Source organism: Hahella sp. HN01 (genome assembly GCF_018986435.1).
In the GTDB taxonomy this organism is placed as follows: domain Bacteria; phylum Pseudomonadota; class Gammaproteobacteria; order Pseudomonadales; family Oleiphilaceae; genus Hahella.
This window is the reverse complement of record NZ_JAHMIN010000018.1, coordinates 64591-83153: the sequence shown is the minus strand read 5'-3', so window position 1 is coordinate 83153 and position 18563 is coordinate 64591. Positions and strand designations below refer to the sequence as shown.

Here is an 18563-nt window from a genome sequence, read left to right as displayed (position 1 = left end):
GTGTATAAATCTAATGCAGAAATTATAAAACTCAGGTGTTTAACTGGACTATTCATTCAATCTTTCGAGACTCCAATATAAAAATAAAAGAGGGTTGAGATGTTGGATTTCCTGACTCAATTGATATGGGGTAAGGTGCTTGTCGCCGTCCTCATCGCGCTGGGATTATTGCTCACCATTACCTCGCGCTTCGTACAGTTCCGCTATTTCGGTCGGATGTTTCGTCTCGTCCGCCGTTCGATGAAAGAATCTCCCGATCAGATTAACTCATTTCAGGCGTTATCCCTGACGCTCGCCGGTCGAGTGGGGGCGGGCAACATCGCTGGCGTCGCCATCGCTATCGCCTTGGGTGGCCCGGGCGCTGTGTTCTGGATGTGGTTGATTGGTTTGATTGGCATGGGACTGAGCTTTTTTGAATGCTCTCTGGCGCAGCTGTTCAAGCGCAAAGATTCTGATGGCAGCTTCCGCGGCGGTCCCGCCTATTACATTCATCGTGGTCTGGGTCTTAAATGGCTCGCCGTTCTTTTTTCCGTACTGTTGCTGGTGACGTTCGGTTTTGCCTTTAATGCTTTGCAGGCGCATACCGTCGCGTCCACGCTTAAACATACTTTCGGCATCGCCACGCCGATTACCGGCTCTGTGCTGGTGGTGTTTATCGGGCTGATTATTTTTGGCGGCGTGCGTCGTATCGCCGAGGTGGCGGAAGTGATTGTGCCTATTATGGTGCTGGCGTATTTCGGCATTGGCCTATACGTCATCGGCATAAACTATCATGCGGCGCCAGCGACCTTCCTGCTGATCTTCAAGAGCGCCTTTGCGTTGGAGCCTGCGTTTTCCGGCTTGATTGGCACCGCCATCATGATGGGAGTGAAGCAGGGTATGTTCTCTAACGAGGCGGGTTTGGGCAGCGCGCCTAACGTATCTGCGGCGGCTAAAGTAGGGCACCCGGCGGACCAGGGTATTGTGCAGGCGTTCAGCGTGTTCATGGATACCATGGTGCTGTGCACCTGCACCGCGATGATCATTCTGATGTCCAACTCTCTGGATCTGGGCGGCGTTTTGAACGGCGTTGAGTTGACCCAGTTGGCGCTGGCCAAGCAGATGGGAGAGCTGGGACGTGGACTGATCAGTCTGGCGCTGATGTTGTTCGCTTTCACCTCCATCATTTACAACTACTATCTGGGGGAAAACAGCCTCAGATATCTGAATTCCTCTAATGAGAAAGCTGTCGCTATATACCGTATGTTCACGCTCGGATTGGTGATGTGGGGCGCCTTGCAGAACCTGGCGGCGGTGTTTGCGTTCGCCGACATCACTATGGGCCTGTTGGCGCTGGTGAATCTGGTGGCGCTGTTTATGCTGCTGAAAGTCGGGTTGCGCCTGCTGCGTGACTATGACGAGCAGATTCAATCCGGGGTGAAGAGTCCGGTATTCGATCCAGACAAGTTCGCTGACCTGGATATTGATCATTCCGCCTGGACGCCCTCCACGCGAGACGAGAGCGAAGAGCAGAGCGAAGAGCTTTCTGTGTCGCCAAGAGTAGGCGCTCCGGTTATTCCCAGCTAAAATTAGCGGTTATATCAATATATTAAGAACCGTTTTGATTGTTTCGCCGGCGTCATGTTGAGAATCATGACGCGGGTGGGCGACGAACGGGAACCGCTAGGAATAACATGACCGAGGACTTCTGCAGCAACTTGAAGTTGCTGTGCAGCCACTATAAATCCACCGCCGAAGTCTGTCGGCGCATGGAGATCCACCGCGCCCAATTCAATAAATATCTGAACGGAACCAGCCAGCCCTCGCGCTTCGTTTTACGTAAAATCTGCGACTTCTTTGGCGTGGAGCCCCATGAGCTGGCTCTGCCGCATGATCGCTTCATGCAATTGGCTCAATCCCGCGTTACCAATGAAAGGCGCGTGAGTCCGTCGGAAAAGCCTTATGCGGAGAAACTGGAGCGTTTACAGAAGCAGTCGGAAGGGCGGCTGGATAAGTATCTGGGCTACTACTACGAATACCACTTTTCCATGACCTTTCCGGATCAGATTATTCGCAGCCTGCTGCAGATTGATATGAGCGGGAGCGATTATTACTTCCGTCGCCTGGAGCGCATGCGTCCGCCCAACAAGGAGGAGAAATACAAGTCCCGCTATGAAGGGACGGCCATGTTTCTCTCCGAGCGCATCTTTCTGGTGGGATACGAAACCCTGACCCACAATGAGATTGCACAGACGATTCTATACCCAACCTATAAGAGCAGGGTGAGTTACTTGTCTGGCCTGAAGCTGGGAGTCTCCGCCAGCGACAGGCGCGAGCCGGTGTGCGTGAAGGTCGTGTTGGAATACCTGGGACGCTCCATTGGCAAACGGGAGGCCTTGCAGAAATGCGGTTTATTTAATCCGGCGACAGACGCTGTGGCGCGACATATCAAAGAGAAAATTGCTGACGCCACCGGGTATCGCGGCGCCAGTTTGTTGGCGACGCCGCTATAGTCGATGTTGTCGCGGCGAGTGCTGCTAGAGCGCTACCAATAAATAGGTACCACCAATGCCCTTGCGGTGCGGCGAGAGCATTTGACGAGGGTCAAGGGATCGCGGGCGGCAAGCCTCCTACAATGAGGCTGTCTGATCACTGACCGAGGTAAGCCGTTTTGAACCGCCGCACCGATCTCCCCCTTATTTACGCCTGCTCCGGCTGCTCCAACGTTGCGCAGTTGGCCAACAATGCCGCTGTGGCGATGGACCGTCGGGGCTTGGCGGAAATGTCCTGTATCTCCGGCGTTGGCGGCGGCGTGAAATCTCTGGTCAAAGTCGCCTGCAGCGGACGTCCGATCATCGCTGTAGACGGCTGTCTGCTCGGCTGCGTCAAGCAATGTCTGAACAACGTGAATGTGACGCCAAAGGTCTATGTGCGTCTGGATGAGCAGGGTTATCGGAAACGCTATGGCGAGGATTGCTCTGAGGGTGATTTGGAGGTCGTCGTCGAACAGATTCAGGTTGCCATCGCGCAAGCCGGGCTGGACGCACAATGAACGCCTCCGCCTCTTTCAGAGACCGTCTTCACGTCACGCCTGTGAAGGACCAGCTGCAAGTCTCCAAGCAGGACGACTCTGTATTGCAGGACAGGTTTGGGCGGCGATTGCGCTATTTGCGTCTGTCCATCACCGATATCTGTAACTTCCGCTGTAATTACTGTTTGCCGGATGGATACCAATGCAAGACGGAAACGTTGCCGTTGTCTCTTGGCGAGATTCAGACTCTCACTACCGCCTTCGCCGCCTTGGGAACCCGCAAGGTGCGCATTACGGGCGGCGAGCCAGCCATTCGCCGCGACTTGCCGCAGATCATTCACGCCTGTGCAAAAACGGATGGGATTCGCAAAGTCGCCCTGACCACCAATGGCTATAACCTGCGTAAGCAAGTCGATACATGGGCGGACGCCGGATTGAGCGCATTGAACGTCAGCGTGGACAGTTTGGACCCGCAAAGGTTTCACGCCATCACCGGCCATGATCGTTTGCATGCGGTGCTCAACGGCGTGGATCGTGCGCTGGAATTGGGGACAATACAGGTTAAGCTCAACTCTGTGCTGCTGCGGGACTACAATGGCGACCAATTGACGCCGTTTCTTGAGTGGGTGAAGGACAAACCTGTGGCGGTGCGTTTCATTGAACTAATGCAAACGGGCGACAACGCTGTATTCTTTCGCGCTAACCACATATCTGGCGCGGAAATCGCGGAGCGACTGGAGCAACAGGGCTGGTCATTGGTCCCCAAAGACATTGACGCCGGTCCCGCTCAGGAATATCAACACCCGGACTATCGCGGCCGCATCGGCTTGATCATGCCCTACAGTAAAGACTTCTGCGCCACCTGCAATCGGCTGCGCGTCTCCTCTCAAGGCAAACTCCACCTCTGTCTGTTCGCGGAAGCCGGCGTCAACCTCCGCGATCACCTCCGCAACGGCGACGTAGTAGGAACCGTCGCCGCTATTCGCCGCGCCGTAGAAGGCAAACTGCCGGGCCACTCTCTGCATGAAGGCTTTACCGGCGCGATGTCTCATCTGGCGATGTTGGGTGGGTGAGAGCATTGGCTAATTGCCAGCTTTTTAGAGGCTGGGATGGATTGGGCGATAACTTGATAAATTTGCTTGCTTCAGAATACTTCTATTGTGAGATTGCTTTGCAATTGAATGCCTTGTAGTCCTTCGCGCTCAATCACTTGCTTAACTTGATCCTGGCAATATAGGGACGAATGGTTGTCGTAACGTGTTTTAAACACCAGCCTATCAGTAGGTTTAAACTCTAGCTTGCTCACCGACGCAACAAATCCGTTATCTTCCACCCTCTCACTTTTTTCCTCATCGGCATCAATGGAAGTTAGGCAATTAAACAAATGAAAAACTTGTCCGCCACATGTGACTGGAAGACACTCGCTATAAGGTAGCAATAAACTGGATAGAGCGTTGTACGCAAGTGGAGACATAATCAGCGTTGCGCCAGTCCAAACCTGAAGATCAGGGATGGAGTTTATTTCTTCACCCTCGTAGGGGGTAAAGCTTCCACAATAATCCCCCCATAACTTTTTGAGAGAAAGGTTATGGAAGCCGAACATCATATATTTTCGAGTTTCAGGAACATTCTCCACCTTATCCAGAAAGTTATCCCTGTCAAAGCAAAACTGATTAAAACAACGGTCATTGTTAACGATTCGGTAAATGGTCATAAGCTCCCTTTCCAGCTATTGTCCGGCGGATCTTTAATTTCGGGCGGATAGTCGCCATTGGTTAATAGTAAGGTCACTTTTCGAAGCATTGCGCGAAATGCTTTCTCCGCTGGGGCCCGTGTTGCTGATCTATAAATCCATCCTTCATATTTTAGTGTGTGAATTTCCCTGTGGGCTGGTGCATGAGGCATCGCCCAGTGACCTTTATCCGCTTTGGTCATTGGTAGCCATACGCCATTATCGGGATCATTAATGCGAATGCCGAGGTAATGCATGTCAACTCTTACTAAAGATATCAGCTCGGTTTTCCCTTTGCCTGGAACAATGTGATGTGCAGTGAATCGCGAACTTGGCTGTGGTCGCCCATTGAGCCTCAAATTGTACGTCAGGGTCTCAGTTGGATGATGTTTCTCTGCAGGCATAGCAGCCAGTTTGGCTTTTGATGTGGCTTTGCTGTCGTCATCAAGTATCTGGAGCTCTTGGCGATACTTTTCGAGCTGGGAATATACCTGGATCATGCATCTTGCGCGATGCCGCTCTCTGTCAAGGTGGCGCAAATCTTTTCGCAGTCGAGCTTCGCGGGCTATTTTTTGTCCAGGTGTTTCAGACTCAACTGCCCCCTGAAGCTTTCTGATAATACGCTCTCGCCTTTTGCGAAAAGTCAGATATCACTCTTGCGACAGGGGACTGTTCAAAATAACGTAATGCAGCTCTACTTTCGTGGTCGTGTTCCATTTGTATTTCTGTTCCGTGGCAGTAGTCGAAACAACTGGAATCTTAACGGTTGTTATTGGAGTTTTTAATCGGTTGAAAGGTCGAAAAGCCAGCTTGCAAATGTGGGGTGGGGATTTGATGTTGATAAATGGGATGTTGCGTTTTTGCACGTTAAAGATACGGATAAGTTATCCAGTATTTTAATATTGAGTTTATAAGTTATCAACGCCTCAAGAGCCACCACTAAGGCGGCTTTTGAGTGTTGTTAGCTACCTACTAACTTACTATGAAGAAGCGATTTGTTATTTTATAACGTTGCACTTTCCTTCATTCTCCGTCTCAGAAATGGGGTCGATTGTGACTCTGGTGCAATTCCCTTGTCCATCTGAGTCTAACCAGAATGCGTTCTTATAATCACTGGAATAGGGGCACTGTTTAGAAAAGCTTGTACAGTGATCAATGCGCTCGCCATCGCTATATACGGTAATAGTCGTAATGCTAAGGCCATCTGAACCAGGCTGGCTATCGTCGTCGAAGTCCCTTAGTTGCAGGCTCAGTTGCTGGGAGCTGTCGTACGTATAGTCCTTGATTCTGAACCAGTCTGCGGAGCCTTCGGTAAAGTCGTCGCAGCCTGGGTTATCAAGTCGAAACCACTTGTGTGCGTCAGGAACCCACACTTGAAGACTGTCGTTTGTACCTGCGTTTGTGGTGTCTTCCGTTTTCACTCTGATACAGATTCCGCTCATAGCCGAGCAGCTTGCGCCACAATCGGCGTAAGTCAGTGAGGGGATGAGTATTGCAGTTAGTGCGAGTAGAACTATTCTCATATTAGATATCCTTTCTAATAAAACAAACAGTTTATTGATGTGTGCTTTCAGGTAGAACCACATGCCTGAATACAGACTGCAGTAATCAGAATAGGGGGAAAGGACTTGATCGTTCCTTTGTAGCTCAAGTTGGTCTTTTAGGCCTATTCAGATATACATGCTACGTAATCGAAATATAAACTGCAAAAGAGTGAGTTTGTCAGCTAACGTGCGAATCCACCGTGTTCGTGGATAGATATGGTTTCGATATAAGCTCGTATATACGACGAGGTTTGAAGTGATTATTCCGTATATTTCAAAACCAAAACCGGATTATCAACAATAAAACCGCGAAGCATTTCCTTCATGTCTTCATCAAACTCGTCGCGATAGATCTCATCCAATGTGTCGATCAGTTTTTGTATGGCGTTGTCGTCGAGCGGTTTGGTTTTCAGGAATGCAAGGTAGGAGGCGCCGAGTCCGATCAGTTGGTATCCGAAGTGGTTGTCCAGGTGTTTGGCGAGTATGGCGTTTTCGAATGGATTCAGGTCGCTGGTGAAGTAGCCGTTGGGAAAGGCGGAGAGCGTTTCGTGGCTGGCGGTGACTGGGACTTTCAGCAAGTAAGTTTCTGCGTCGAGGATGGATAACGGGTCTGCATTAACGTCTTCGATGTCTTCGGGGGCGTCTTCATTCAGGCTGACGCCTTTGGCGATGACGTCGGCAAGGGTGTGTTCTTTGAGCTTGGCTTCCATGTTGCGTCGGCGAATCGGGAACTCGTCTTTGTGGCTCAGATAGCCTTTGTGCTCACCCTCCTCGAAACATTCCGGCGGGAGTTTGGATAAATCAAAGCCATCCATATTGTCCAGATTATGAGACAGCTTTGAATGCATGGAGGTGTAGCAGGCTTGTCCGAGGTCATCCAAAGTCAGCAGGAAGCGGTGGTCAGGGTGGCTGGCTGACAATTCACGATACGCAGTGAGTAGTTCTTTGAAGCTGTTGATGTCAGTGACGCGGTAGCGTTCGCACAGGAAGTCTTCGCCAGGGCTATCGATGTATTCCAGATTCATGACGGTCGCCTTTATATGCTGCGCACCCACACCAAAGGTGTGAGCGTGGAAAGTCTCAATTGGAATTGGGGCCAAGGCTACTGCTTACAGTCCCTGATAAATTTCAGGCTTCCAAACCTGCATCAGGATGTCCGGATTCGGCACTTGGGTGAAACCAAACTGGGAGTAGAGACCATGGGCGTCTCGCGTCGCCAGCATCATGCGCCTCAATCCCTGCAGATCGGGGTGGTCCATGACCTGGGTCATCAGGAGTTTGCTCAAGCCTTTGCCGCGGTGGGCGTCCAGTATGAAAACGTCCGCAAGATAAGCAAAAGTGGCTTTGTCGGTGATCAGACGGGCGAAGCCAACCTGTTTGTCTTCCGGATCAAAAACGCCGAAGCAGAGAGAATTGGCGATGGCTTTGCCCAATAGCTCTTTGGGAATGCCGCTGGCCCAATAACTGGTGGAGATAAAGCTGTGGATGACATCCAAATCCATCTCATCCAAATTCGTACTGATTCTGTAGCCCTGCATGTGCGCTCCTTGAGCCGTATTTTGACTGACATTGATCGTTAAAAAATGGGCCAGTGAAATGTATCAGTAGAGGCGCTATTCCGGAAGAAGAGAGTTGGTTGTGTTTAATTTAATCCTCGCAGACTGCTTATGAATAGACGGTAGGGTTGAGTAGCAGGCCCGACAGTTTACTTTGACGAAACTATCGGGCATGGAGCTAAGGTTAGTACCTGGAGCCCGCCGTCGAGCCCATGGGCAGTTTTGCGTTGATCAGGTCTACGTCTTCCGCATCCAGTTGCAGGGATGCGGCGGCGAGGTTTTCCTGTAAGCGGCTCAGGCGGCTGCTGCCGGGGATGGGGATGATGTCTTCGCCCTGGCGCAGCAGCCAGGCCAGTGCGATTTGCGCGGCGGTGGCGTTATGACGCTGGGCGATGGCGGCCAGTACATCCACAAACTTCTTGTTGGCCTCTATGGCTTCGTCGCTGAAACGGGGGTTGTTGCGACGCCAGTCTTCTTCGCTCAACGCGTTGCCTGTTGCGATTTTTCCGGTCAGGAAGCCTCGTCCGAGAGGACTGTAGGGTACGAGGGCCACGCCTAGTTCCCGACAGGCGGGCAGGGCGTCCGCTTCCGGTTCGCGGCTCCACAACGAATACTCGTTTTGTACGGCGGCGATCGGGTGCACGGCGTGAGCGCGGCGGATTTGCTCTCCGGTCGCTTCACTGATGCCCAGATGACGCACTTTGCCTTCTTTGACGAGTTCCGCCATAGCGCCAAGGGTGTCTTCCAGAGGCGTTTCCGGGTCGATGCGATGGTAGTAGTAGAGATCGATAACATCTACGCCCAATCTGCGCAGGCTGTTTTCACAGCATTGGCGCACATACTCTGGGCGTCCGTTAATGCCGCGGGCTTGCGTGGCTTCATCCCAGGTGATGCCGAACTTGGTGGCGATGACGGCCTGTTCGCGCATGGGCTTCAATGCGCGGCCCACGAGTGATTCGTTGCGGCCCGCGGCATAGAAGTCTGAGGTGTCGAAGAAGTTCATGCCCATTTCCAGCGCCTGGCGCAGAAAGTGTTCGGATTCCTTTTCATCGTGCGCGCCAGAGCCGTCAAACGGCCGGTAGAAGGCGTTCAGTCCCATACATCCTAATCCCAGGCGGGAAACAAACAGGTTGCTGGAGCCTAACTGGACCTTGCCTAATCGTGATGAATCGTTCATATCTGTCTCCCTGTGCGGTTGTTCACTCATGGATGGGGCGTCGTCGCTAAAGGGCCCGTTTAGCTGACGGCGTATATTCATGCTAGGAGATGGGAGGAGTAAACTGAATGCACGATTCTACGGCGTCCTTGCCTGATTCTGTCGTATGTTGTGATCAACAGGAGCGCAGGCCCTCCGGGCCTGATAGAATTTTCATACCGAATTCAACGATGGCGCATCCCGGAGGATGACATGGGAGAGATGGCGATGAACGATAAAATCATTTTCAACCGTGAGTCGAAACCCAGCATCGAAGCGTGTCTGGACGCCCATAACAAGAGCCTGTTCGTCGATCTGCTGGATCAGCACGCCACGCAGGTCGGCGTGAATCAGACCCCGCTGCCGGAAGTCTCCAGCTTCAGAGTCGTTAAGCCGTCGCCACGGCAGCCTGTAGTGTACGAGCCGGCTATCGTCATCGTGGGGCAGGGCGGCAAGCGCGGTTATGTGGGCGAGCAGACGTACACTTATGACGCCTATAACTATCTGGTGCTGTCCGTGCCGCTGCCGTTTGAGTGCGAAATCTATGACGCCTCGCCGGAGTCGCCATTGCTGGGACTGCGTATCCTGGTGGACGCTCTGGCGCTGAATGATCTGTTGATCGATATGGGGGAGCCGCCCTCCCGAACCTCCGGCGACATCCCCAAAAGTATTTACTCGACGCCCCTCAACGATACTTTGATTGAGGCCTGTATCCGTCTGGTGAAAGTGCTCTCGGACCCGGCGGAAGCCAAGATCCTGGGGCCGCAGATTCTGCGTGAGATCTATTACCGGGTATTATGCGGCGATCGCGGTGAAACGCTGCGCGCGGCGGCCAACCACAACAGCCGCGTGGCCCAGATCGCCAAAGTGCTGAACATGATCCATCAGCAATACGACCAGCCTTTGGACATCGATACGATGGCGCGTGCGGCCAATATGAGTCCCTCCACCTTGCACCATAACTTCAAGGCGGTGACGGACTGTTCGCCGCTGCAATATCTGAAGAGCATTCGCCTGCATCAGGCTCGTAATCTGTTGGCGAGAGGCGGCATTAACGCCAGTACGGCGGCGATGAAGGTGGGCTATGTGAGCCCGTCGCAGTTCAGCAGGGAGTTTAAGCGTCTGTTTGGCGCGCCGCCCCGGGATAGAAATCTGGGGGCGGTGATGGAAGTCTAGCGCGGAAGCCGCCTAGATAGTGGTGCGCACCAGCGCCGCGTCAGGCAGCGATTCTGGCGTATTCTGATCTGGAGCCGGCAGCGCTTCTGTCTGAGACGATTCCGTACTCGTCTCCTCATTGCTCTCTGCCGGCGGCGCAAACAGAACCATATTGATCATCTGCTCCTGCTGCAGCCGGGCGTCGGCGCGGCACGGTAGTGTCACTACGAATTTGTGCTTGGCCACGTCCGTCGTGGTGAAGCGGAATTTCGGAATCACGTCCTGCAATATCAGGCGTCGACTGCGAATCAAAGGAATGAAATCCTTGTTTTCTTTTTGAAACTCGCTCCAGTATTTGTCCAGCGCTTCCTTCATTCGCAATGAGTATTCATAGGAGCGCTGGAAATCCGGCTCTGTGGTGATGCAGAAACTATGGATCACATAGGGACGCAGCACCGAGTGGTTCTTGATGGCCGAACTCAAATACAGACTGTTCGGGATGACTACGGTCTTCCCTGTGCTGGAGTAAAAGTCCCGGTTCAGCTCTTTCAGCGTGGTGGTGATCAGGTTCTGATCCACCACGTAGCCCAGATAATCGCCGGCTTCGATAATATCCCCCACGGCGAACTGACGGTTGCCCGCTCGCAGCAGCGTGCCGCTGACGCACAGAATCAGCTCCTTGGTGGCGATGACAATGGCCACGGCGAAGGCGGTCAGGGACAGGGCGAAGGTCTGAATCTGCGGGGCCCAGATCAGGATCAGGCCGATGATCAGAATCAGATAAGTAGAGTTTTTGAGGATGTTGGACCAGCGCAGCTTGAAGTCTTCGGACAGCGAGTTATTGCGCTTGATCTGACGGTGAATCACCCATCGCAACAACGCTAACGCAATCAGCAGCGTTACCGTGGCGGGGACTCCTCGTGTGGACGCAATATCGATCAGACTTTTGAAACTTTCCAGCATTTTGCGGCTCTTTATCCTCTCTATTTTTAACGCTGATGTTGATCTGGGTGAAAGCTCACAGCCTGCAACATTTTCTCGCGAATTAATATTAGGGTATTCATCAATAATTCATTTTAAATACAGGGGCATAAGCGCCAACGGCGTTAATCGCCTGGGTCTTCTTTGCGACTAGACAACGCTGGAGGTCGCCGGGCGCCGCTTCAGAAACCGCTACGATACTTATAGTTTGGCCCGTTAACGTAATTTCGCCAGACGCCAATCAGACTAGGCCCGTGGCGGAACTGGAAAAAGACGGCGGAATAAGCGGATTATTAGGAAAGTTTAATGCGCGTTAACACACTGATTGGCGCTGAAAAAGGCGGCGCTGAGCTAGGAGGCGAGGAGTGAGCCCGGCGCTGAACAGCCGGGCTGGGTTAAAAGAAAGGGCGACGTAAAAACCTCTCTGGGTTAGTAGTCCAGATCTATGGACACCAACTTGGATGGCTCTTGCAAGGTGAACTTGCTCTTGTCGAAACTGGGCGGGCCCATAAAGCCTTTCGCGTTGTTGGAAACGCCGACGCCTTCTTTGGGGATGCCCAGAAAGTTAGCGTCGCAGTCGTCATTGCTGTTGGCGTCGTGACACACCGCCACTGCATAGACGCCATAAGGCACATTGGCGAATGTGGCGTGAGCGCCGGCGTCTGTGGGTTTCACATACAGCTTGATGGACGCCTTGGCGGGCGTGTCGGGAAAGCCGTCGGCGTTGTTATATAAATGCACCATCAAGCCGCCCTCGTTGTTCTGCAAATGTTGCAGCTGCACTTCGATCGAACCGGTGGGCGTATCCGCCGCCTGGGCTGTTGTGATGCTTAGCGTCGCCAGACAGCCTGCTACGACGAGTTGCGCAAAGAGTCTGGCTTGCTTCCATGTTGGGATGCGCATGATTTGTCCCTCCTTATTTCCTGCAGATCAATAGCGATCTTCTAGTGTGTTCGCAGCAGCGTTAGCGTCATCGCAGCATCAATGAGCGGTTGCATTCTTGGGCGCAGGGGACGCTGCCGGCTCCGACTGCGCTGATGCGCCGGCATAGAAGCGGCGGGCCATCTCCAAGACATCGTCTACGGACCACTGATCGTATGCATGGACGCCGTATTTGCTTGCGACCACGGAGCCATCCGGCGCGATCAGGAAATCCGCCGGCAATCCCAGCGGACTTTCACCTTTATCCGGGTTGGCGGTTTTCATCTTGCGCGCGCCGCCTTTGATCGCGGCGGCGATGGCGCGTGGGTCCATCAGGGCGCGTATGGATTTCTCCACGCCAAACTCCTGGTAAAGCTTCTTCTCAGGATCGGAGATGACGTCAAATGGCGCGTCCCCCTGGAAGGGCTGCATGGAGGCTTCGCTGGAGTGAAAGATGACGATTTCCCGAATCCCTGCGGCGACCAGCTCCGCATGCCTTAACGTCATGGCGCGCATATGCATGTTGCAAAAAGGGCAGCCGGCGAAGCGGCGGAACTGTAAATGAACCAGTCGTTCCGGGTCTGGCCATTGCGTGGGCTGGCCTTTGATGGTGGTTAAGGTTTTGGGGGCGACGAGATCGCCCGCCTGGATTTTGTTTTTTAATCCTGGTTTCACGGCGGTGTGTTCCTTATTGTCCGACATGCTGTGGAATCAGGCGGCCTGGGACAGATGCGGCCAGGGGTAGCCTTGTTCCTTGAGTTCCGCGAGCGCTTCGCTCACTGCGACGCGCCAGTCTTTTTGTGGCGTATAGCCGATTTTTTTATGGGCGTAGTCGGAGGGGCACAGCCAGTCTTCCGCCACGTGCACCAGCGATCGGGTGAGGAACGGGGAAGAGCCTGGCAGAATGGGCAGCAGCGTCTCCATCAACCAGCCAAAGGCGTAGCCTGCAAAATACGGCACGCTATAAATCGGCTTGGGCGAGTTGGTTTCTTTGCAGATAAATTCAAACACTTCCCGGGTGGTGGGGAAGTCCTTACCGCAGATATTGAAAGACTCATAGTTGTCCAACCCCTGCGCTACGGAAGCCAGGGCGAAGGATTCGCCGAGATCCGTATCCGCCACCAGCGCCATACGGCTGCGTCCGCCGGACAGCCAGGGCACCATGTAGGTGCGCAGACGCGGCACCAGCGCAGGCACCATGCCAAGGTGGTTGCCCTTGCCGACAAAGTGGCCCAGACGCATATTGACCATCTGCGTGCCGCGCTGGCTGTTTTCGCGCATGTAATTATCCACGTCGATCAGTTTGTCGACATGCGGCCAGTAGCCGGTGTAGCGGGGTTCGGAAAAATCGTCCTGGGGTTTGCCGTCCTTGCGAATGCCTGCGATGGCGACAGTGCTGGCGAGCAGAAAGCGCTTCACGCCGGCGTTGATGCATTGGTCAACGATGTCCACTGCAGGTTCGAAAAAGTGGGTGCGCTCCAGAGCGGCGTGTCCCCAGAAGGCTCCCCAGGTGCCGGTGTGGCAGACCACATCGACGTCCTGCACCATGGCTTTGCGGTAGGACGCATCCAGCAGGTCGCCGCTGCGTATCTCGCCTTTGAATTGGGGAATCAGTTTCGACGGGGTGCGACAGGCCGCGATGGGCTCAACATCCGGGCGAGCCATCAGCGCCTTGATAACGTTGCTTCCCAAAAAGCCAGTCGCGCCGGTAACCAGCACCCGCATTTTTGGTCCTGTGTCCATGACAGTCTCCTTGTTTGCTATGACGCCCCGCCGAATCGCCACGCGCCTCTTGTCGTCGAGGAGAGTGACTATCCGGCGGGGCTGCGTTGTTGTCCTGACCGCTCATTTCCCGAACTACAGTTCGATCATACGCCTCTGTCGGGACTTGGACTATGTCGTTTTTTGAGCAGGAAATGAATTACCGGCTCATTTCTATTCGTTAATCCACTGCTACTTAATTTTTTCCAAAGCGAAGCGTTGCAGGCACATACGCTGGAACTCGATGGAGGTTCCCGGCAAGTCGACGGTCAGCGTCTGCACGTTTTGCTTGAGGTTAAGCGACATGCTGCGGCCACCGCGGGCGATAAAGCCGTCTGCGAACACCGGTCCTGCATGAATGGTCGCCCCCTGGGCGGGTACGTCGATGACGCAGTTGAACGCCACCGAGATACGGTTCTGCGCTTTCAGCTCGTAAGTGCCTTCGCAATAGGGCGAGAAACCGTCCTGAATTGGCATGGCGCCGACGCTGAGATTGCCCTTGTTCATCTCGGAAGCGAAGCCTTGTTCGAGAGTCATGGTGCCGTCCTTACTGAACGTCATGACGCCGGTTCCGCTCATGTCGACCACTTGGGCGTCCACCAGCAACTGACGGGTATCCGGATCAATGGATACGGTTCCCGGCGCCTGCGGCAAACTGCGCACGCAGGTCTGGTCGGTGGTGAAGCCAAACTCCGCTTCAAAGTAACGATGACGATGGCGCTCACCATAGGAGTCGGAGTCTGCGTAAACATTAGCCGCGCCCGCGCTCAACCCGGCCAACAGCATGAAACTCATGCCTGCCTGGCGTTTCACTTTATCGAACATAAATACTCCTCGTATTTTAATTTCAGGTTAAGGAAACACTGGTTAACCGGGTGTTTATGCCGTCCATGCCCGGGCGACGAAGGCGTCGTTTCCGGTAGTGGCTCAACATTCTGTTTGACGTCAGATTGGTTTAAAAAATTACCGGCTCGATATGTCGAAAGCAATGTGAAAACAGGGGTTTATTGTCCCGTATATGGGAAACAGAATCGCTCAAACAAAGCTTGGCGCGCGGGAGGCGCTAACGCTTGGGCTCGGCGCCGCGTAACGGCAAAATTAAATACCAGTAACGGTCGTTTTATGATCTAAATGCATACCAAAAGCATGCCAATGGCATAATGCGATTTTATTAGTCCTTTAGTTTTATAGGCTTACAAATATGAGATAAATAGCCGATATTGCGCAAAATATACGCGTAATAAAATCCCCGCTCTTCCTTGAAGAAAGGACAATACCAATTGATAATAAGGGGAGCTCTAATATGAACCGAGCACATACCAAGAAACTCGTTCTTGGGTGTCTGGTAACTTTGCCTTTCATCGCCCAAAACGTTCTCGCGCACGGCTACATCTCCAAGCCGGCGTCCCGTTCCTACCAATGTAAACTGGGGGAAAACCTTAACTGCGGCGCTATTCAGTGGGAGCCGCAGAGTGTAGAAGGCCCCGACCGTTATCCGGAAGGCGGCCCTGCCGACGGCAAAATCGCCAGCGCAGGGGTGTCCCATTTTTCCGAGTTGGATGAGCAGTCCGTCAACCGCTGGAAGAAAACGCCGATCCAGGCCGGCTCCAATACCTTTATGTGGAGCTTTACCGCCAATCACGCTACCCGTGACTGGCGTTACTACATCACCAAAGAGGGCTGGAATCCCAATGCGCCGCTGACCCGCAATTCGTTTGAAGCGCAGCCGTTTTGTAGCTATGACGGAAACAACCAGCGTCCGCCTACGGAATTGTCCCATGAATGTAACGTGCCCAGCCGCAGCGGTTATCAGGTCATCCTGGGCGTATGGGATGTGGGGGATACCGTCAACAGTTTCTATCAAGTCATCGACGTTGATTTCGGCGGTGGCGGCGGTGATCCGTCAGAGCCGCAGGAATGGCGCGACATTGGCGACATCAACCCGTCCATCGATCTGCAGACTGGCGATCAAGTGAAAACCCGCGTTTTCGATCGCAACGGCGAGAATCCCGGACTGCAAACCGTGCTGAATATCAACTCCGCGGATGACGGTAAAAAAGACAAATGGCCGTTCCTGCTGGCCACCGCCATCAACAAAGAGTCCGACGCGCTGCGCGCTGGTAAGATGAACGCCAAAGGCGACATCGTTCCGGCCTATGGACGCAATGACGTATTCGGCAAGGCGGACAGCGACGTTGATCGCGTTGAGATTGAAATCGTCAAAGGCGATGATGGCCCCGTTGATCCGGCTGTTGAGCTGAGCGGATTGCAGGGCGAGTACATGATCGAAAATGGTATGGCTACCATCGACTTCACCGTGTCCACCAACGCGGCGATGAACGTAAGCAGCTATGTGTATGCGCCTGACGGTTCCGCCGCCGGCTTCGGTGAAGCCAAGGTGGATAACGCATCGCATAATTTCCGCATCGATATCGACAAAGCCGAAGCCGGCGCTTATTCCCTGGTCGTCAAAGGGGAAAGCGAAGACGGTAAAGTGGTGCAGAAAACCCAGGGCTTCCTGTTGAAGGAAGATGGCGGCGATACGCCTCCGAGCGGTGATTACGATTACGTCTTCCCGGAAAGCCTGAGCGCCTACAAGGCGGGAACCACCGTTCTGGCCAAAGACGGCAAGATCTATCGTTGTAAACCATTCCCGTACAGCGGCTGGTGCACCGTATACAGCGACAACGCCAATCACTATGAGCCTGGCGTGGGCGCTTACTGGAGCGACGCCTGGGAGTTGGTGAAGTAATCGACTAAGGAAATTCCGATTCCTGATTTCAAGCCCCGGTTGCTGCGTGCGCCGGGGCTTTTTTTATCAGTGAACTGAAGGCTTGTTCAGAGAGAAGGGGCTCGCCTGCGCCCCATGGAAAGCGGGAGTTTAAGGCTGACCCGTGTAGTTAGACGTGACGTAATTACCATTGTCGTCAAGGAAGATAAAAAACGTCTGCTTGACCGCATCGGCGGCGCTGGAKTTTTTATAACTCACCCGCCACAGATGCTCTTCTCCTTTGTCCATATACAGAGTCTCGACTCTTTCCGCATGGGTCCAGCTTGCGTCCAGACGTTTGGCTCCGACCATCTTCTTCATGACGAAATCTCCGCGATCCTGAGCGGTTTCCTCAGGGATTGCCTGCAGCCTGTCGTGGTTGGGGTGAGCATGCGCCTGAAGGGCGGAGAAGGCCAGAGGGAGGCTTAGCAGAAGCGCTTTGGTTTTGGTCATAGTGATTGCCGTGTCTATATGAATCCGGTTGTGAGTTCCATTTACCGCAAAGCCTGCGCCAGGAGTCGGGGAGATCAATGCGAAGACAATATTCTAGTCGGGCGGGATAGTCTGCGCTTCGGCCAAATGGTCGGTTTTAGGGGGCGTGAAAATGGACGATTTGACAGGAATCAGAACTGCGTCAATTATTGTTGCAAATGATAATAATTATCATTTAGGATTTTGCAAAAAGACGGAGGCTTTCACACCCATGCGTTTTCTATGTCCCACACATGAAGAATGGTATTCGCTGCAACCTGAAGAGGAGCTGGTGAATAACTGGATGCACTGGATGCATTTGTCCGGCTGCTATTATCAAAACTCACAATGGAACCGGGCCTTACCCTATATCGGCAGCTCTTTCGATCTGGCCCGGCTGCTGCTGTCGCGACAAGGCGAAGAGCGCAAGACAGCGATTACGTTGCTGACCTTATCCGGTATTTATCTGTCCAATGTGTTTCACCACATGGGCGATGAAGTGGAGTCCAACAAAGTGCTGAACATCGCCTGCGAATATTTGGCGCGTTTCAGTGAGCCCGCCACCAACTCAAGTGTGATGCAGTGCATGAGCTGTCTCTCTGACACCCGCGCCCATGACATGTTTGTGGCGCATCATCTGAACATGCCGCTGGCGCGCCGCAGCAGCTCCCAGGCGACCCATTAGTCGCCTGGCGCTCGCCCAGGGGCGTAATGACGAGTAACGTTTAAGGCGCTGTAACGCTACAAGCGTTTGTAATACTTCAAGCGTTTGTAATATTACAAATAGTCCGGCAGATGTCCCCGGATGTCCTTGACCGGGTGCACGGTGAGATTTTTATCGACCTCCGCCGCCACGCAATGACGCACGTTGGCGTTCATCTGACGTCTTAACACGCCCAGAAAGGTGGGTTCGGAGAGAATGTACAACTTGTCGTACTGCTTTTTGTTGAGCCCTTCATTCAGGCGCTCGTTGACGCGCTTGGCGAATCTCTCCACTTCTTCATGCTTTTTACGATCCGCTTCGCCGTAGGAGTGATTGCCTGAGCCGTTCATCATCCCGCCGTTGCGGTCTGAGACGATTTCCTGCTCCATCAGTCGGTTGATCGGGTGGGTGAGGGTTTCCAGTTCCTGTAACGCGCCTTTCGGGGTGTCGCAGGAAAACAGCCTGGCGTGGGTGGTGTCCGCCGCTAGTACCCATGTAGTCATAAAAACTCCTCTGGTTAACGGTTTTAGTAAGCAATCGCTGGTGCGGCATTCCGCCGCAAGTACCGCCACACACTGCTTGAGTGTAACCCATACTTTGGAGAATCGCCTGAAACGGCGATAAGCAGTAAGAAAGACATCCTGGGTTCACCTGTCACAATATTCCGCTATAATGACGCGTCGGCGCTCAACGCCGAATGATGGCGGATAACAACTCAGTGCGGTTCGCTCCGCTAAAAATCAAGTATCGGACAGCCGGTTCAA

Annotated in this window: 20 protein-coding genes; 7 read left to right on the top strand and 13 right to left on the bottom strand. The window is 53.4% G+C overall.

Annotated features, from left to right (window positions below):
• Window positions 1–99 precede the first annotated feature (99 nt).
• The 4 genes from KP814_RS17935 to moaA all read left to right on the top strand — a co-directional run bounded on the left by KP814_RS17935 (window position 100) and on the right by moaA (window position 4083).
• Window positions 100–1566, top strand: a complete 1467-nt coding sequence (locus KP814_RS17935) for a sodium:alanine symporter family protein (protein WP_216738030.1) — start codon at window positions 100–102, stop codon at window positions 1564–1566.
• Window positions 1567–1673: 107 nt separating this feature from the next.
• Window positions 1674–2492, top strand: a complete 819-nt coding sequence (locus KP814_RS17930) for a helix-turn-helix transcriptional regulator (RefSeq protein ID WP_216738029.1) — start codon at window positions 1674–1676, stop codon at window positions 2490–2492.
• Between the two features lie 158 nt (window positions 2493–2650).
• Complete coding sequence (locus tag KP814_RS17925) at window positions 2651–3031, top strand: putative zinc-binding protein (protein ID WP_216738028.1); 381 nt, start codon at window positions 2651–2653, stop codon at window positions 3029–3031.
• Complete coding sequence (moaA, locus tag KP814_RS17920) at window positions 3028–4083, top strand: GTP 3',8-cyclase MoaA (RefSeq protein WP_216738027.1); 1056 nt, start codon at window positions 3028–3030, stop codon at window positions 4081–4083. The genes KP814_RS17925 and moaA overlap by 4 nt, the downstream gene beginning before the upstream one ends.
• A 71-nt stretch (window positions 4084–4154) precedes the next feature.
• Here moaA and KP814_RS17915 read toward each other — a convergent pair whose 3' ends face one another.
• The 6 genes from KP814_RS17915 to KP814_RS17890 all read right to left on the bottom strand — a co-directional run bounded on the left by KP814_RS17915 (window position 4155) and on the right by KP814_RS17890 (window position 9019).
• Window positions 4155–4724: a hypothetical protein gene (locus KP814_RS17915; protein ID WP_216738026.1), complete on the bottom strand. Its 570-nt coding sequence runs from the start codon at window positions 4722–4724 to the stop codon at window positions 4155–4157.
• Window positions 4721–5242, bottom strand: a complete 522-nt coding sequence (locus KP814_RS17910; protein ID WP_216738025.1) for an AHH domain-containing protein — start codon at window positions 5240–5242, stop codon at window positions 4721–4723. The genes KP814_RS17915 and KP814_RS17910 overlap by 4 nt, the downstream gene beginning before the upstream one ends.
• 498 nt (window positions 5243–5740) lie before the next feature.
• Entirely contained in the window at window positions 5741–6184 is a 444-nt protein-coding gene (locus tag KP814_RS17905) for a hypothetical protein (protein ID WP_216738024.1), read from the bottom strand.
• A 362-nt stretch (window positions 6185–6546) separates the two neighbouring features.
• Window positions 6547–7311 carry a hypothetical protein gene (locus KP814_RS17900; RefSeq protein WP_216738023.1) on the bottom strand — a complete coding sequence of 255 codons (765 nt, stop codon included), beginning with the start codon at window positions 7309–7311 and terminating at the stop codon, window positions 6547–6549.
• 84 nt (window positions 7312–7395) lie between these two features.
• Window positions 7396–7824: a GNAT family N-acetyltransferase gene (locus tag KP814_RS17895; RefSeq protein WP_216738022.1), complete on the bottom strand. Its 429-nt coding sequence runs from the start codon at window positions 7822–7824 to the stop codon at window positions 7396–7398.
• 202 nt (window positions 7825–8026) lie between these two features.
• The gene (locus tag KP814_RS17890; RefSeq protein WP_216738021.1) at window positions 8027–9019 is read right to left on the bottom strand and encodes an aldo/keto reductase; all 993 of its coding nucleotides are present in this window, start codon (window positions 9017–9019) and stop codon (window positions 8027–8029) included.
• A 246-nt stretch (window positions 9020–9265) separates the two neighbouring features.
• On the opposite strand from KP814_RS17890, the gene KP814_RS17885 reads away from it, so the two are divergent.
• Window positions 9266–10213, top strand: coding sequence for an AraC family transcriptional regulator (locus tag KP814_RS17885; RefSeq protein ID WP_253938460.1), 948 nt, complete (start codon window positions 9266–9268; stop codon window positions 10211–10213).
• Window positions 10214–10225: 12 nt separating this feature from the next.
• Here the strand turns inward: KP814_RS17885 and KP814_RS17880 are convergent, their stop codons facing one another.
• The 5 genes from KP814_RS17880 to KP814_RS17860 form a co-directional block, all read right to left on the bottom strand.
• Complete coding sequence (locus tag KP814_RS17880) at window positions 10226–11155, bottom strand: mechanosensitive ion channel family protein (RefSeq protein WP_216738019.1); 930 nt, start codon at window positions 11153–11155, stop codon at window positions 10226–10228.
• Window positions 11156–11602: 447 nt separating this feature from the next.
• Window positions 11603–12076 (bottom strand): DUF2141 domain-containing protein, encoded by a 474-nt coding sequence (locus KP814_RS17875; protein WP_216738018.1) that lies wholly within the window; start codon window positions 12074–12076, stop codon window positions 11603–11605.
• Window positions 12077–12154: 78 nt separating this feature from the next.
• Window positions 12155–12769, bottom strand: coding sequence for a peroxiredoxin-like family protein (locus tag KP814_RS17870; protein ID WP_371824067.1), 615 nt, complete (start codon window positions 12767–12769; stop codon window positions 12155–12157).
• A 36-nt stretch (window positions 12770–12805) separates the two neighbouring features.
• Entirely contained in the window at window positions 12806–13837 is a 1032-nt protein-coding gene (locus tag KP814_RS17865) for an NAD(P)-dependent oxidoreductase (protein WP_216738016.1), read from the bottom strand.
• Between the two features lie 210 nt (window positions 13838–14047).
• Complete coding sequence (locus KP814_RS17860; RefSeq protein ID WP_216738015.1) at window positions 14048–14680, bottom strand: hypothetical protein; 633 nt, start codon at window positions 14678–14680, stop codon at window positions 14048–14050.
• Between the two features lie 478 nt (window positions 14681–15158).
• On the opposite strand from KP814_RS17860, the gene gbpA reads away from it, so the two are divergent.
• A complete protein-coding gene (gene gbpA, locus KP814_RS17855; protein ID WP_216738014.1) occupies window positions 15159–16607 on the top strand; it encodes an N-acetylglucosamine-binding protein GbpA in 1449 nt (482 codons plus the stop codon).
• A 129-nt stretch (window positions 16608–16736) separates the two neighbouring features.
• Here the strand turns inward: gbpA and KP814_RS17850 are convergent, their stop codons facing one another.
• The gene (locus KP814_RS17850; protein WP_216738013.1) at window positions 16737–17078 is read right to left on the bottom strand and encodes a DUF6488 family protein; all 342 of its coding nucleotides are present in this window, start codon (window positions 17076–17078) and stop codon (window positions 16737–16739) included.
• Window positions 17079–17328: 250 nt separating this feature from the next.
• Here KP814_RS17850 and KP814_RS17845 point away from each other — a divergent pair, with 250 nt between their 5' ends.
• Window positions 17329–17781, top strand: coding sequence for a hypothetical protein (locus tag KP814_RS17845; RefSeq protein WP_127970087.1), 453 nt, complete (start codon window positions 17329–17331; stop codon window positions 17779–17781).
• Between the two features lie 92 nt (window positions 17782–17873).
• On the opposite strand, the gene KP814_RS17840 is transcribed toward KP814_RS17845, so the two are convergent.
• Entirely contained in the window at window positions 17874–18302 is a 429-nt protein-coding gene (locus tag KP814_RS17840; protein ID WP_127970088.1) for a host attachment protein, read from the bottom strand.
• Between the last annotated feature and the right edge of the window lie 261 nt (window positions 18303–18563).

Excerpts from the sequence above, each read along its gene's own strand:
- KP814_RS17890 (WP_216738021.1), bottom strand. The coding sequence starts at position 9,019 with ATGAACGATTCATCACGATTAGGCAAGGTCCAGTTAGGCTCCAGCAAC.
- KP814_RS17885 (WP_253938460.1), top strand. The coding sequence starts at position 9,266 with ATGAACGATAAAATCATTTTCAACCGTGAGTCGAAACCCAGCATCGAA.
- KP814_RS17880 (WP_216738019.1), bottom strand. The coding sequence starts at position 11,155 with ATGCTGGAAAGTTTCAAAAGTCTGATCGATATTGCGTCCACACGAGGA.
- KP814_RS17840 (WP_127970088.1), bottom strand. The coding sequence starts at position 18,302 with ATGACTACATGGGTACTAGCGGCGGACACCACCCACGCCAGGCTGTTT.
- KP814_RS17860 (WP_216738015.1), bottom strand. The coding sequence starts at position 14,680 with ATGTTCGATAAAGTGAAACGCCAGGCAGGCATGAGTTTCATGCTGTTG.
- KP814_RS17895 (WP_216738022.1), bottom strand. The coding sequence starts at position 7,824 with ATGCAGGGCTACAGAATCAGTACGAATTTGGATGAGATGGATTTGGAT.
- KP814_RS17875 (WP_216738018.1), bottom strand. The coding sequence starts at position 12,076 with ATGCGCATCCCAACATGGAAGCAAGCCAGACTCTTTGCGCAACTCGTC.
- KP814_RS17900 (WP_216738023.1), bottom strand. The coding sequence starts at position 7,311 with ATGAATCTGGAATACATCGATAGCCCTGGCGAAGACTTCCTGTGCGAA.
- KP814_RS17905 (WP_216738024.1), bottom strand. The coding sequence starts at position 6,184 with ATGAGCGGAATCTGTATCAGAGTGAAAACGGAAGACACCACAAACGCA.
- KP814_RS17935 (WP_216738030.1), top strand. The coding sequence starts at position 100 with ATGTTGGATTTCCTGACTCAATTGATATGGGGTAAGGTGCTTGTCGCC.
- KP814_RS17910 (WP_216738025.1), bottom strand. The coding sequence starts at position 5,242 with ATGATCCAGGTATATTCCCAGCTCGAAAAGTATCGCCAAGAGCTCCAG.
- KP814_RS17845 (WP_127970087.1), top strand. The coding sequence starts at position 17,329 with ATGCGTTTTCTATGTCCCACACATGAAGAATGGTATTCGCTGCAACCT.
- moaA (WP_216738027.1), top strand. The coding sequence starts at position 3,028 with ATGAACGCCTCCGCCTCTTTCAGAGACCGTCTTCACGTCACGCCTGTG.
- KP814_RS17915 (WP_216738026.1), bottom strand. The coding sequence starts at position 4,724 with ATGACCATTTACCGAATCGTTAACAATGACCGTTGTTTTAATCAGTTT.
- KP814_RS17930 (WP_216738029.1), top strand. The coding sequence starts at position 1,674 with ATGACCGAGGACTTCTGCAGCAACTTGAAGTTGCTGTGCAGCCACTAT.
- KP814_RS17865 (WP_216738016.1), bottom strand. The coding sequence starts at position 13,837 with ATGGACACAGGACCAAAAATGCGGGTGCTGGTTACCGGCGCGACTGGC.
- gbpA (WP_216738014.1), top strand. The coding sequence starts at position 15,159 with ATGAACCGAGCACATACCAAGAAACTCGTTCTTGGGTGTCTGGTAACT.